Origin of the sequence: Thermomonas carbonis (assembly GCF_014396975.1) — a bacterium.
GTDB lineage: Bacteria > Pseudomonadota > Gammaproteobacteria > Xanthomonadales > Xanthomonadaceae > Thermomonas > Thermomonas carbonis.
In genome coordinates this window covers 613,362-626,749 of the sequence record NZ_CP060719.1, presented here as the reverse complement: position 1 = coordinate 626,749, position 13,388 = coordinate 613,362, and the positions used below count along the sequence as shown (strand labels likewise).

12 protein-coding genes are annotated in these 13,388 nt (G+C 66.0%); 10 read left to right on the top strand and 2 right to left on the bottom strand.

Annotation, left to right across the window (positions count from 1 at the left end; all coding sequences use genetic code 11):
• The first annotated feature begins 42 nt into the window (after positions 1-42).
• The 3 genes from erpA (at position 43) to H9L16_RS02985 (ending at position 2,337) form a co-directional block, all read left to right on the top strand.
• Positions 43-420 (top strand): iron-sulfur cluster insertion protein ErpA, encoded by a 378-nt coding sequence (gene erpA, locus H9L16_RS02995; RefSeq protein WP_187553120.1) that lies wholly within the window; start codon positions 43-45, stop codon positions 418-420.
• Between the two features lie 67 nt (positions 421-487).
• A complete protein-coding gene (gene nudC / locus H9L16_RS02990) occupies positions 488-1,414 on the top strand; it encodes an NAD(+) diphosphatase (protein WP_187553119.1) in 927 nt (308 codons plus the stop codon).
• A 20-nt stretch (positions 1,415-1,434) separates the two neighbouring features.
• Positions 1,435-2,337: a cobalamin biosynthesis protein gene (locus H9L16_RS02985; RefSeq protein ID WP_187553118.1), complete on the top strand. Its 903-nt coding sequence runs from the start codon at positions 1,435-1,437 to the stop codon at positions 2,335-2,337.
• Here the strand turns inward: H9L16_RS02985 and H9L16_RS02980 are convergent.
• On the bottom strand, positions 2,334-4,262 hold the full coding sequence (locus H9L16_RS02980) for an MFS transporter (protein ID WP_187553117.1): 1,929 nt from the start codon (positions 4,260-4,262) through the stop codon (positions 2,334-2,336). The two genes, H9L16_RS02985 and H9L16_RS02980, sit on opposite strands and share 4 nt — an antisense overlap.
• 38 nt (positions 4,263-4,300) lie before the next feature.
• Positions 4,301-6,175: a DUF2075 domain-containing protein gene (locus H9L16_RS02975; RefSeq protein WP_187553116.1), complete on the bottom strand. Its 1,875-nt coding sequence runs from the start codon at positions 6,173-6,175 to the stop codon at positions 4,301-4,303.
• A 425-nt stretch (positions 6,176-6,600) separates the two neighbouring features.
• On the opposite strand from H9L16_RS02975, the gene H9L16_RS02970 reads away from it, so the two are divergent.
• The 7 genes from H9L16_RS02970 to H9L16_RS02940 all read left to right on the top strand — a co-directional run bounded on the left by H9L16_RS02970 (position 6,601) and on the right by H9L16_RS02940 (position 13,366).
• Complete coding sequence (locus tag H9L16_RS02970) at positions 6,601-8,028, top strand: MFS transporter (protein WP_425507220.1); 1,428 nt, start codon at positions 6,601-6,603, stop codon at positions 8,026-8,028.
• Entirely contained in the window at positions 8,025-10,439 is a 2,415-nt protein-coding gene (locus H9L16_RS02965) for a GH36-type glycosyl hydrolase domain-containing protein (RefSeq protein ID WP_187553115.1), read from the top strand. Before H9L16_RS02970 ends, H9L16_RS02965 begins: the two co-directional genes overlap by 4 nt.
• Positions 10,436-10,957, top strand: a complete 522-nt coding sequence (locus tag H9L16_RS02960) for a gluconokinase (RefSeq protein ID WP_187553114.1) — start codon at positions 10,436-10,438, stop codon at positions 10,955-10,957. The genes H9L16_RS02965 and H9L16_RS02960 overlap by 4 nt, the downstream gene beginning before the upstream one ends.
• A gap of 91 nt (positions 10,958-11,048) precedes the next feature.
• The gene (locus H9L16_RS02955; protein ID WP_223158165.1) at positions 11,049-11,888 is read left to right on the top strand and encodes an NYN domain-containing protein; all 840 of its coding nucleotides are present in this window, start codon (positions 11,049-11,051) and stop codon (positions 11,886-11,888) included.
• A gap of 31 nt (positions 11,889-11,919) precedes the next feature.
• A complete protein-coding gene (locus H9L16_RS02950) occupies positions 11,920-12,270 on the top strand; it encodes a DUF2200 domain-containing protein (protein ID WP_187553113.1) in 351 nt (116 codons plus the stop codon).
• A 9-nt stretch (positions 12,271-12,279) separates the two neighbouring features.
• Positions 12,280-12,726 (top strand): response regulator transcription factor, encoded by a 447-nt coding sequence (locus H9L16_RS16360; protein WP_187553112.1) that lies wholly within the window; start codon positions 12,280-12,282, stop codon positions 12,724-12,726.
• A gap of 106 nt (positions 12,727-12,832) precedes the next feature.
• Positions 12,833-13,366 (top strand): DUF4199 domain-containing protein, encoded by a 534-nt coding sequence (locus tag H9L16_RS02940; protein WP_187553111.1) that lies wholly within the window; start codon positions 12,833-12,835, stop codon positions 13,364-13,366.
• Positions 13,367-13,388 lie beyond the last annotated feature (22 nt).

Here is a 13,388-nt window from a genome sequence, read left to right as displayed (position 1 = left end):
CCCACGGTTGAATCGCGCGTCATCGCGCCCCATCCTGAGCGGATGGAACAGACCCACGCCTTGCCCACGATCGCCGACCTGGCCCCGCCACCCGTGCCGTTGCAGTTCACCGCAGCCGCTGCGGCCAAGGTGCGCGAACTGATTGCCGAAGAGGGCAACGCCGCGCTCAAGCTGCGGGTCTACATCCAGGGCGGCGGTTGTTCCGGCTTCCAGTACGGTTTCGAGTTCGACGAAGGCCAGAACGAGGACGACCTGCCGATCGTCACCGACGGCGTGACCCTGCTGGTCGATCCGCTCAGCCTGCAATACCTGATGGACGCCACCGTCGATTACACCGAGTCGCTGACCGGTGCGCAGTTCGTGATCCGCAACCCGAACGCGAAGACGACCTGCGGCTGCGGCAGCAGCTTCACGGTGTGAGAAGAAAGGGGGGCCAGAGTCATTTTTCCCACGCGATCTCCGCGTGCCGGTCCCGTGGGCAGGAAAAGTGACTCTGACTGCCTTTTCTTCATTTTCCTTCGTCGATGGCGCGCTTGATCGCGCCGACCACCTGCGCGGCGATCCCGACGCGCTGCATGCGTTGTGGCCGAACGCGCGGATCATCGCCCTTGATGCCGATGGTCGCGCCTTCGCCGATGCCGAGCGTCGCTTGTTGGCGCTGGATGCCGCCACGGTCGGCAATGGCCCCGGCACGATGACCTTCCTCGGCTTGCGCGAAGGCCAAGCCTGGTTCTTCGCCGGCGCGGCAACACTCGATGCATCCGCGCCGGAACGCATCGACCTGCGCCGCGCCGCCGCGCATTGGCCGGCCTGGCAGGCCACGTTGTTCGCGCAAGCACGGGCGCTGCAGCACTGGCACCAGCGGCATTGCCACTGCAGTGCCTGCGGCGGCACCCTGCGGTTCGTGCGCGCGGGCTGGCTCGGTGTGTGCGATGCCTGCAAGAGCGAGCACTACCCGCGCACCGACCAGGCGGTGATCGTTGCTGTCACCGATGGCGAGCGCTTGCTGCTGGGTCGCCAGGCGAGCTGGCCGCCACGGCGCTGGTCGGTGGTCGCCGGCTTCGTCGAGCCGGGCGAGACCCTGGAGCAGACCGTGGTGCGTGAAGTGCGCGAGGAAACCGGCGTGCGCGTGCATGCACATACCGCGCGCTACGTCGCATCGCAACCGTGGCCGTTCCCGAGTTCGCTGATGCTGGGCTTCATCGCCGATGCCGAGCCCGATGCGCCGATCGCCACCGAGGAACTCGAAGCCGCACGCTGGTTCGATGCCGACGAGATCCGCGCCGGTCTGGCCAACGACTGGGCGACCGCCGATGCGGAAGGCGAGGGCATCGTCTTGTCGTCGCCGATCTCGATCGCGCGTCATGTGATCCGTGCGTGGCTGGCGGAGCACGATGCGCGCGGCGCGCAATAGACGCGCAGTAGAATCGGGCGATGTCCGCCACGCTGCTCGCCGTCATCATCGCGCTGGCCATCGGCCACCTCGCACCCGGCATCGCCAATGGCCTGCGTCAGTTCGGCTGGTATCGCAGCTGGCTGCAATGGCTCAACGCGCAATTCCCTGAAGACAGCGTGTGGCGCAGTCGCTGGGGCATCGCGCTGGCGCTGGTGGTGCCGTTGCTGGTTGCCGGCCTGCTGCAGGTTGCGCTGGACCAGCCGCTATGGGGCTTCGTCGGCCTGTTGTTCGATATCGTGGTGTTGTTCTGGTGCTGGGGGCCGCGCGATCTCGATCTCGATGTCGCCGCGATTCTCGACGCACCCGATGCCGCATCGCGCCGCGCTGCCGCGGCACGCCTGTATCCGCCCGGCGTCGACGCATCGCTCGATGGTGCATCGTTGGTCGAGGCCGTGTTCCGCAATGCGCAGCGTCGCTGGTTCGGCGTGCTGTTCTGGTTCTGCGTGCTGGGTCCGTTCGGCGCGCTGCTGTATCGCCTGAGCGTGCTCGCCGCCGAACAGGACGCGGACGCACTACCGCAGGACACGCTGCAAGGCGCACGCCTGTGGTTGTCGCTGCTGGAGTGGCCGGTCACCCAGTTGATCGCCCTGGCGCTGGCGCTGGTCGGCAATTTCGACAGCGTGCTCTCGGCATGGCGCGAGGAAAACGCCTTCGGCCTGGACAGCCGCCTGCTGCCGAATGCGGCCCGCGCCAGCGTGCGCAGCGAGATCGCCGATGAAGTCGCCGACTACGCCGAGTCCGGCATCTCGCCTTCAACCGCACTCGCCGAAGTCTTCGGCGAACTGCCGGAACTGCGCGACGCAATGAACCTCGCCTGGCGCGTGCTGGTGCTGTGGCTGGCGGTGATCGCGCTGTTCGTGGTGGCGGGCTGGGTGAGCTAGGCCGCATCCCCGCGCAATTCGCGCACCTTCGCCTCCAGCAATTCCGCCGTGGCGATGCCGCCATCCACCGGCTCGCCGGCCACGACATCGACATGCGCACGCAAGCGCCGCGGCACCCGCATGCGATCCAGCGCGCTGCCTTTCTTCGCGTTGGCGCGGCGGCTCCACATGCTGCCCCACATGTTGCGCAGGGCCATCGGCACCACCTGGACGACCTGGCCGCGTGCGGCGGCGCGCTGGAGGATACGTTCCACACCGGACTTGAACGGCGCGATGTTGCCGTCCTTGGTCAGCGCGCCCTCGGGAAAGATGCAGACCAGTTCGCCCTCGGCCAGCACGGCATCGACCTCGTCGAACGCGCGCTGCATCAGCTCCGGGTTCTCGCGCGCACCGGCGATCGGGATCGCCTTCGCGGTCTTGAAGATCCAGCGCATCACCGGAATGTTGAAGATCTTGTAGTACATGACGAAGCGCACCGGCCGCGGGATGCTCGCCGCCAGCACCAGCGCGTCCATGAAACTCACGTGGTTGCAGACCAGCAGCGCTGCGCCTTCGTCGGGCACGTTCTTCTCGATGCCATGCAGCTTGAGACGGTACAGGCCGCGCACCAGCAGCCAGCTGAGGAAGCGCATCAGGAACTCGGGGACGATGCTGAAGATCCACGCGGCTACCAGGATGCTGGCGATGCCGAGCGCCAGGAACACCTGCGGGATGCTCCAGCCCAGGAACTGCTGCAGCGCCACGCCGCCCAACGCCGCGGCGACGATGAACACCGCGTTCTGGATATTCATGCCGGCGATGACGCGCGACAGTTCCTCGCGCGGGCTGCGGCTCTGGATCAGCGCGAACAGCGGCACCACGAAGAATCCGGAGAACAGGCCGATCCCGGCCAGGTCCAGCACGACGCGCCACGCGCCGGGCTGCGAGATGAAGCCGCTGACGTCCAGGCCCTTCGCCGCGATCGCCGGTGCCAGCGCCAGGTGCACGATGCAGGCGCTCATGCCGATCGCGCCCAGCGGCACCAGGCCGATCTCCACCGTGCGCGCGGAGAGTTTTTCGCACAGCAGCGAGCCCACGCCCACGCCGATCGAGAACACCGCCAGCGCGAATACGTACAAGGTCGGCGTGCCGCCCAGGTGGGTCTCCGCATACACCGGCAGGTTGCCGGTCAGCACGGTGCCGGTGAACCAGAACCAGCTCACGCCCAGGATCGAATTGCGCACCGCCAGTTGCTTGCGCGCGAGCTTGAGGATCGCGATGGATTCCGGGATCGGGTTCCACTGGATCTTCAGGTCAGGTGCCGGCGCGGGTACTGCTGGGATCGCCCGGCTCAACAGGTTGCCGGCGATCGCCAGCAGGATCACCGCGATCGCCGCCGCCATCGGCCCGTGCTCTGGCCCCGCCACGGTGAAGATCAGCCCGCCGAACAGCATGCCCAGCAACACCGCGATGCTGGTGCCCATCTCCACCAGGCCATTGCCGCCGGTCAGTTCCTCCGGCTTCAGCACCGAGGGCAAGATGGAATATTTCACCGGCCCGAACAGCGTGGACTGCACGCCGGTGGCGAACAGCGCGACCAGCAGCACCACCATGTTCTGCAGCAGGAAGCCCACCGCCGCCAGCGACATGATCGCGATCTCCATCGCGGTGGTGATGCGGATCAGTTTCGATTTCTCGGTGCGCTCCGCGAACTGCCCGGCGATCGAGGAAAACAGGAAGTACGGCAGGATGAACACCGCCGGCGCCAGCTGCGTGTAAGTGCCGCGCGTGGTCTCGTCCAGCAATCCGGCCGCCGCCATCACCCCAAGCAGGCCGATGATCGCCTGCCGGAACACGTTGTCGTTGAACGCGCCCAGCGCCTGCACCGTGAAGTACGGCAGGAAGCGGCGCTGCTTGAGCAGGTCGAACTGGCTGTGGCCGGACATGCGTCCCCCGAGGTTTTGCGGAGTCTAGCGGAGGCCGCTCATCGATCGAGGGTTCTCATCCGTTGCCTGAGGAAATCTGCGACCGCAGGATCCGTGCAATAGACGTAACAACCCTTCATTCCTCGCGTCATCAGGGTGCGATAGGTGTTGCGTATGATGCGGTCGAGTCGTTCGCTGGTACCGACCGGATCGCGCTTCATCAGGGTCTTCCAGCCGCGGATGGAACGATCCATTTTCGAGCGGCCAGACGGATTCGTCGTCAATGCGCCATTCGTGATCGCGAAGTCAGGCCCAATGATCACGCCGACATAGTCAAGCTCGAGGCCCTGGCAGGTATGGATGCAACCAACTTGTTCGATCGAATTCGGAGCGGTGATCCATAGACTCCCATCGCTTCCCAGATTCCATTGCCTACGGAAGCCCGATTCAGAAAGCACGATGTCATAAGCATCCGGATTGCGCTTGCTCTTCCAATCCCAGCAATAACCCGCGACCAGGCGGGACTTGTTGTCCTCGTTACGCTCGCGGATGAGGCGGTCCAACTCGGCAGGGCTATCCACGACACGGAAGTCGTAACCGCCTGGATCAAGACTCGGGTTCGCGGTCTCGCGGACCCCAAGGACATCGTCCAGCCAGGCAAGGTAGCCATCCGAGCCAGCACAACGGAACTGGGACGCCAACTCGAGGTGGGTGACATCGGCACCCATGCGGCTTGCCCACTTTTCGAGGTCAGTCGAATGGCCGATGTCCGCCAAGGTCACCATCTGGTCGTCATCGGCGAACAGGATCGTGCATTTCGCCGAGGCGATCAGTTCCTTGATCTGGTTCTCGCCGAGATTGCCGTACAAACCGCTCTTCTCGTTCAGGCGGTGCGCTTCGTCCACCACGAGTGCATCGAAGACATTGGCTTCGGCGTCCAAGAACGCACCGGACCCGCCGAACATTCCCGATATCTCGACATTCCTTCTGTGGCCACGCAGTTTCTGTGCGTACACCGCCCGCGGGGCGGCATTCTTCGAGATGTATTTGCTCAACAAGCCCTGCTTCGTCAATGCCACGATCAAGTTGATGGCGACGACGGATTTTCCGGTGCCTGGTCCGCCACGCACGATCACCACCTGCTTCTTTTCAGGCGTTGCGATGCGCGACTTCGCGAGGCAGGTTTCATAGACGACCTTCTGGTCGTCGATCAACACGAATTCACGGTTCCCCTTGAGCATCCCAACCAGGCTGTCCGCCAGCATCTTCGAAGGCCTGATGCGCCCGTTCTCGATGCGGTAAAGCGCCGCTGCATGATCGCCCTTGCGGACGTGCCGCTTGATGAAGTCCCGAAGCTTGGCCCGTTCGCTCGGGCCTCGAAGGAACAAGGGCGCCTTCTCTACGTAAGGCGTGTAGCAAGGCGCGTCGATGACGCCATCGCGATGGTAATTGTGCAGGTATGCGCAGGGGCTGAGCTTGATGCCCTCGCCGTGCACCGCTTCGTTGAAGCCCTCCAGCAACGTCGCGTACGACCACGCTTGATAGCAGGGGTGTGCTCCTTCGATTTCTGCGCGCCCACCCCGGTTCGCGTAGATCAGGCCATCGTGATCCGAGACGCGCGAACTCGACCACTGCTTCAGTTCGATAATGACGACCCTTGCGGTGCCGTCGTCAGCCGTGCCGGAGAGTACGAAATCGATGCGCTTGGCGGTCTGTGGTATCCCGAGTTCCACGCCCACGCCCATCGATGTCGGCATCGCGTCGTCCGCGAGCACTTCCGCCATTTGCATCAACGACTGCCGCCAGGCGCGATATTCGCCTTCGGGCGCATAGCGGCCCGTCTTGGCCAAGTATTGGTTGGCGATGAGTTCTTCGATTGCGTGAAGGTCGTTGTCTTCGAGGAAGCGCTGTCGGGTCGATTGGTAGACGATCACGCGTCAAGCATCCTCGTGGCCAAGCATCTGTTTACGTGCAGTCGAAGCAGCCTGCAAGAGCAGCAGATCCGTGCAGGATGGAATGAGCCGGCAAGGGGCGGGCGCGCTTGAACCGCACGAGACGTTGCAAGGTTCTCTGCCTGGAGGGTCGATCACTACACGGGGACGACGATCAAGGATCGTCCGGCTGGGATGCCGAATTATCGACAGCCAACGGCGGAGGAGATTCGTGAGAGTCGGCGTCGTCCGGATGAGGCGGCGCGGATCATCGAGGCGAGTACGCCGGAGATGTAGTTGACGGGTGGGGGAAAGCCCCCCTCTCCCGCCCTTCGGGCACCCTGCCCGCCGGCTTGCCGGCACGGCGCGATGGCCGCAAGCTTGAATCGCTGTCAAGCAACCGATGCATGCGCGCGAGGTGCGCCGGCATGCCGGTTTTCCAGGGCGAAGGCATGACCCAAGACCAGCACGCCGCGCAAGTCGGCGCCAAGCACGCGACCGTGACCGTTGTCGACGCGCGTCTGCCGCTGCGCGAGAAGATCGGCTACGGGATCGGCGACTTCGGCTTCAACCTCTACTGGGCCAACATCTCGGCCTTCCTGCTGATCTTCTACACCGACGTGATGGGGCTGGCCGCTGGTGCGGTCGGCACGATGATGCTGGTAACCCGATTGTTCGATGCGGTGACCGATCCGCTGATGGGCGCGATCGCGGATCGTACCCGCACGCGCTGGGGCCGTTTCCGGCCCTATCTTCTGTACGGTGCGTTGCCGCTCGCCGTTGCCGGCGTGCTGACCTGGACCGTGCCGGATCTGGATGGCGATGGCAGGCTGCTGTGGGCCTACGCCACCTTCAGCCTGATGATGCTGGCCTACACCGTGCTGGCCATGCCGTATTCGGCGCTGTCGGGCGTGATGACCGCCGACAGCCGGCAACGCACCACCCTGATCAGTTTCCGTTTCATCGCCGCCTTCGCCGGCACCACGCTGGTCAACTGGCTGACCCTCGACCTGGTGCGCTGGCTCGGCCGTGGCGACGAACAGCTCGGCTGGCAACTGACGATGGCGCTGTATGGGGTCGTGGCGATCGCCACCTTCGCGACCGTGTTCGCCAGCACCCGCGAACGGATCCAGCCGCTGCCGCAGCAGCGCAGTGCGGTACGCCAGGACCTGCTCGACCTGCTGGGCAACAAGCCCTGGATGGTGCTGTTCGTGCTGGCGCTGGTGATCATGGTGACGATCGTGATGCGCAGCGGCTCGCTGGTGTACTACCTCAAGTACTACGTGGAGCGGCCGGAGCTGACCGGCTTGTTCCTCGGCAGTTATTCAGTGGCGCTGGCCATCGGCGCCGCGCTGACGCCGCTGCTGGCCCGCCTGGTGGACAAGCGCCGGCTGATGATGTGGCTGATGGGTGGCGTCGGCGTGCTCAGCTGTGCGATGTACTTCGTGCCGAAGGAACAGATCTGGGTGATGTTCGCGCTCAACACGTTGGCCGGATTACTGCTCGGGCCGAAGTCGCCGCTGGCGTTCTCCATGTATGCCGACTGCGCCGACTACACCGAATGGAAAACCGGGCGGCGCGCGACCGCGATGACGTTCGCCGCCGCGGCGTTCTCGCAGAAGCTGGGCGGCGCGGTGGCCGCGGCGGGGATCGCGTGGACGCTGGCGGCGATGGGGTATGTCGCCAACCAGGCCCAGTCCGACGCGTCGCGCCTGGGCATCGTGCTGCTGCTGACGGTGATCCCCGGCGTGGTGGCGCTGCTGGCGGTCTGGGTGATGCGCGCCTATCCGCTGGATGACGCGGCGCTGGCGCGGGTCCAGGCGGACCTGATGGCGCGGCGGGCGGAGGCGACATGAGTCGCGGGTTCGATGCGGCTTTTCCCGATGGCTTTGCATACGGCTTCCAGGAACAGGGGCGACGTTTCGTGCTGGCCAGTCCCACGGCGATGCCGCAGGCCTCCACCTTCCTTTGGAACCGGCGGATGCTGCTGCAGCTGAACTGCCGCGGCTACGCCACCGCGCAGTTCATGCAGCCCGAGCCGGCCAGGTACGCGCATGCCCCGACATTGGAAGCCAAGAGCTTCATGCAGCCGGAGCAGCCGTACTACGCGCACCACCCCGGCCGCTTCTGCTACGTCAAGGATGAAGACAGCGGCCTGCTGTTTTCCGCACCGCACGCGCCGGTGAATCGCATGCCGGATGTGTTCGCGTTTTCGGTCGGCTTGGGCGACGTGTCGTGGACGGTGCAGTGCGACGGTATCGAGCTGGAGATGTCGGTGCGCTTGCCGCTGGAGGACGTGGCCGAACTCTGGAGCGTGCGCGTGCGCAACCGCTCCGGTCGTGCGCGCCGGATCAGCCTGTACCCGTACTTCCCGGTCGGCTACATGTCATGGATGAACCAGTCCGGTGGCTATCGCGCGGACCTGGGCGGGATCGTCTGCGACAGCGTCACCCCGTACCAGAAGGTGGCCGACCATTTCCGCCAGCGCGACTTCAAGGACCGGACCGTACTGCTGCACGAGCGTCAGCCCGATGCCTGGGAAGCGAACCAGGCCGGGTTCGAAGGCGAGAGCGGATTGCACGCGCCGGCCGCCATCGTTGCGCGCGAGCGGCTCGCGGGCGGTGATGCGCTGTACGAGACACCGACCGCGGTGCTGCAGTATCGGCTCGCCTTGGCAGCGGAAGACGAGGAAACCTACCGCTTCGTTTTCGGCCCGGCCCGCGACGATAGCGAGATTGCGACACTGCGTGCGCGGCATCTTTCAGCGGAAGGATTTTCCGCGGCAGGGGACGCGTGTGCGGGTTACCTGGACGAGGGTCGCGGCTGCCTGCGCATCGAAACGCCCGATCCGTGGCTGGACGATTTCGCCAACCACTGGCTGCCGCGACAGGTGTACTACCACGGCGACAGCAACCGCCTGAGTACCGATCCGCAGACCCGCAATTACCTGCAGGACCACATGGGCATGGCCTACCTGCGGCCGCACACCGCGCGCGCCGCGTTCCTGCATGCGTTGTCGCAGCAGGAGCCCAGCGGTGCGATGCCCGACGGTATCCTGCTGGTCGAAGGCGCGGAGCTGAAATACATCAACCAGGTGCCGCACGCCGACCATTGCGTCTGGCTGCCGGTGTGCCTGCAGGCCTATCTGGACGAAACCGGCGACGACGCCCTCCTCGATGTGTTGGTGACGGACCGCGAGGGCAGCGCGGGCAGCGTCGCGGAACGGATCGACGCAGCGATGGACTGGCTGCTGCAGGCGCGCGACGCACGCGGGCTGAGTTACATCGCCCAGGGCGACTGGTGCGATCCGATGAACATGGTTGGCTGGAAGGGCCGCGGTGTGTCGGGCTGGCTGTCGCTGGCCAGCGCGCATGCACTGCGCCTGTGGGCCGCGGTCTGCACGCGCCGCGGGCGTGCCGCACAGGCCATGCGCTTCGAGGCCGGCGCCGACGCGCTCAACAGCGCGGTCAACGCGCACCTGTGGGACGGCGACTGGTACGGCCGCGGCATCACCGACGACGGCGTGGTGTTCGGCGTGCGCGCCGACGCCGAAGGCAGCATCTACCTCAACCCGCAAAGCTGGGCCATGCTCAGCGGCGCGGCAGACCCGCCGCGGCGCGCCCGGCTGTTGGCGGCGATCGACGCACGGCTGGTGTCGCCGCACGGCGTGGCCATGCTCGACCCGCCGTACACGGGCATGCGCGAAGACATCGGCCGGCTGGCCCAGAAATTCCCCGGATCGGCCGAGAACGGCGCTGTCTACAACCACGCCGCGGCCTTCTACCTGCACAGCCTCTACAAGGTGGGCGAAGCGGATCGCGCCTGGTGCGTGCTGCGCGCGATGCTCCCCGGCCCCGACATCGAGGATTGCCTGCAGCGCGGACAGTTGCCGGTGTTCGTCCCCAACTACTATCGCGGCGCGTGGCGGCTGCACCCGCGCACCGCCGGCCGCTCCAGCCAGCTGTTCAATACCGGCACCGCGACGTGGTTGTATCGCTGCCTGGTGGAAGAACTGTTCGGCCTGCGCGGCGATGGGGACGTATTGCGCATCGCCCCGCAACTGCCGTCGCATTGGCCGCGCGCGCGGGCATGGCGGCGGTTCCGCGGCGCCGAGTTCGACGTGGAGATCGAGCGTATCGCCGGCCTCACCGGTACGCGAGTCTCGGTCGATGCACGATGGCTGGAAGGCGATGCCTTCAGCGGCGTCGAGGCCGGGCGTCGATACCAGGTGCGGGTGGAGCTGCCGATCGAAGCGGGGCCGGCATGAGCGACGTGCGCGTCGCCGTGGTGATGGGCGTGTCCGGCAGCGGCAAGACCACGCTGGCGAGCGCGCTGGCCGACGCATGGGGCGCAAGCTTCCTCGACGCCGACGATTTCCACAGCGTCGAGGCCCGGGCGTTGATGGCCAGCGGCCAGCCCCTGACCGACGCGCTGCGCCAGCCGTGGGTGGCGCGCATCGCCGACGCGCTGCAACGCGGCGTGGCCGACGGCGCGCGCGTGACCCTGGCCTTCTCCGGATTGCGCCGCCAGCATCGCGATGCATTGCGCGCGGCGGGCGTGCCATTGCGCTTCCTGTTCCTGCAGGGCGAAGCGCCGCTGATCGCCGAACGCATGCGCCAGCGCCGTGGCCATTACATGCCGGTGTCGCTGCTGGACAGCCAGTTCGCCACGCTGGAAGCGCCCGTCGACGAAGCAGACGTCACGATGCTGCCGGTTGACTTGCCGCCCGATGCGCAGCTGCGTCTGGCCTTGCAGGCCCTCGCCGCGCCATTACTGCACCGATAGCGACCCCTGGGCGCCGTGCATCAGGGTCTCGGGCTTCGCGGGCGACCGTGGTTCAATCAGTCCTGACGCCACCACGCCTTCGGAGCCCGCCATGACCATCCGCCCCAAGCCATCGCATGAGGATGGTCAGCGCCGCCTCGCGGTGCTCATCGATGCGGACAACGCGCAGGCCTCGGTGATCGAGGGCTTGCTGGCGGAGGTGGCCAAGTACGGGCTGGCCAGCGTGAAGCGCATCTATGGCGACTTCACCTCGCAGCAGCTGGGGCAGTGGAAGAAGGTGCTGCTCAAGCATTCGATCAGCCCGGTGCAGCAGTTCGCCTACACGGTGGGCAAGAACGCCACCGACAGTTCGCTGATCATCGATGCGATGGACCTGATGTACACCGGCCGCTTCGACGGCATGTGCCTGGTCACCAGCGACAGCGATTTCACCCGCCTGGCACAGCGGCTGCGCGAGGAGGGGCTGACGGTCTACGGCTTCGGCGAGCGCAAGACCCCGGATGCCTTCGTGCAGGCCTGCGACAAGTTTGTCTACACCGAAGTGTTGCGCGCCGACGAAGCCGCATCGACACCCGCGAAGCCGGCGCAAAAAACGGCGAAGAAAGCCGCCGCCAAGACGGCGCAGGGGCAGGGCAAGCCCGAGGTTGTACAAGCGCCGCCGGTGCCTGCACCGAAGCCCGCCGGTCCGCTGCCGTTGCCGCTGGAGCTGATCCGCCAGGCCATCGAGGAAGCCTCCGACGACGAGGGCTGGGCGCACTTGGGCACGATGGGCAGTTACCTCAACAAGGTCCGGCCCGATTTCGACCCGCGGTTGTATGGGCAGAAAAAGCTCAGCGACCTGCTGCGCCAGCATCCGCGCCACTTCAAGGTGGAAGAGCGTGGGACTGCGGCGACCGGCGGCAAGGCGCTGTACGTGCGGGCGCTGGACTGAGCGATCCGCTTCTCAAAGCTGTGAGGTTGCGATGAAGCTCGAAAAAGTGTTCGCCATCCAATGGCCCAAGCTCTATCCGATGTATCTCAAGAAGGTGGAAGCCAAGGGCCGCACGCAGGCGGAACTCGACCAGGTCATCCGCTGGCTGACCGGCTACACGCCGGCAGGGCTGCGCAAGCGGAACGAGGCCGATGCCGATCTGGAAACCTTCTTCGCCAAGGCGCCCAAGTTCAACCCGAACGCAGTGCTGGTCACCGGCGTGGTCTGCGGGGTGCGGGTGGAGGAAGTCGAGCATCCGTTGATGCGCAAGATTCGCCAGTTGGACAAGCTCGTCGACGAGTTGGCCAAGGGCCGGGCGATGGAGAAGATCCTGCGGGGTTAGCATCTGCCAATGCCCCGCAGTCGCCCCGCCATTCCCTGGACCCACATCGCGCTGTACGCCGCCCTGCTTGCGGCGGGCACGTTTGCCTTGCAGTGGCTGGACTACCAGCGCCTGGTGCGCAGTTCACCGTCCGCGATCTACGACGGTTTGCTGGCGACCGGCTTCCTGGCCTTGGGGCTGTGGCTCGGGATGCGGTTGCTTTCGCGTCGCGCGTCGCCGGTCGAAACCGGCATCGAAGGCAACCCGCGCGCCGCCGAGGCGCTGGGCATCAGTCCGCGCGAGCTGGAGGTCCTGCGCGAGATCGCCGCGGGGCATTCCAACAAGGAGATCGCATTGCGGCTGCATGTGTCGCCGAACACGGTGAAGACCCACGTGGCGCGCTTGTTCGAGAAGCTGGAGGCCCGGCGGCGCACCGATGCGTTGCGCAAGGCGCGCGAGCTGGGATTGGTGCCTTAGAGATCGTCGCGGCGGGTGATTCCGGCGAAATCACCCTTCCGGGCGATGGACGAACCGCCCGCGTTGGCCCGAAATCCGGGCTGGTGCAATCAACGGAGGTGGCGACATGTGGCGTGACATCGTGAAGTACGGGGTGATTGCGGGGCTGGTGGTCGGGCTGTCGATGATCGTGAGTTTCGCGGCCACGGGCGGCGAGATGCCGCACGGCTGGCTGGGCATGGCGATCGGCTACGCCACGATGCTGGTGGCGTTCAGTGCCGTGTTCGTGGGGATCAAGCATCACCGCGATCTGGCCGGCGGCGGGGTGATCCGGTTCTGGCCGGCGTTCGGGATGGGGCTGGCGATCTCGTTCATCGCCGCGCTGTTCTATGTGGCGGCGTGGGAATTGGTGCAGGCCACCATTGTCGACGACTTCGCCGGCAGCTATGGCGAATCGCTGATCGCGGCGCAGAAAGCCAAGGGGGTGGATGCGGCGGCGCTGGCGAAGCTCACCGCGGAGATGGAGGCGTTCAAGGTCCAGTACGCGAACCCGATGTTCCGCCTGCCGATGACCTTCGCCGAGATCTTCCCGGTCGGCGTGCTGGTCTCGCTGGTGTCGGCGCTGGTGCTGCGCAACCCGCGGGTGCTGCCGGCGCGGTGAGGCGTGGTATCGACCACCTTCC

Bases quoted from the DNA above. Each gene is read 5' to 3' on its own strand.
- erpA (WP_187553120.1), top strand. From the start codon at position 43: ATGGAACAGACCCACGCCTTGCCCACGATCGCCGACCTGGCCCCGCCA.
- H9L16_RS02985 (WP_187553118.1), top strand. From the start codon at position 1,435: ATGTCCGCCACGCTGCTCGCCGTCATCATCGCGCTGGCCATCGGCCAC.
- H9L16_RS02980 (WP_187553117.1), bottom strand. From the start codon at position 4,262: ATGTCCGGCCACAGCCAGTTCGACCTGCTCAAGCAGCGCCGCTTCCTG.
- H9L16_RS02970 (WP_425507220.1), top strand. From the start codon at position 6,601: ATGCCGGTTTTCCAGGGCGAAGGCATGACCCAAGACCAGCACGCCGCG.
- H9L16_RS02965 (WP_187553115.1), top strand. From the start codon at position 8,025: ATGAGTCGCGGGTTCGATGCGGCTTTTCCCGATGGCTTTGCATACGGC.
- H9L16_RS02960 (WP_187553114.1), top strand. From the start codon at position 10,436: ATGAGCGACGTGCGCGTCGCCGTGGTGATGGGCGTGTCCGGCAGCGGC.
- H9L16_RS02955 (WP_223158165.1), top strand. From the start codon at position 11,049: ATGACCATCCGCCCCAAGCCATCGCATGAGGATGGTCAGCGCCGCCTC.
- H9L16_RS02950 (WP_187553113.1), top strand. From the start codon at position 11,920: ATGAAGCTCGAAAAAGTGTTCGCCATCCAATGGCCCAAGCTCTATCCG.
- H9L16_RS16360 (WP_187553112.1), top strand. From the start codon at position 12,280: ATGCCCCGCAGTCGCCCCGCCATTCCCTGGACCCACATCGCGCTGTAC.
- H9L16_RS02940 (WP_187553111.1), top strand. From the start codon at position 12,833: ATGTGGCGTGACATCGTGAAGTACGGGGTGATTGCGGGGCTGGTGGTC.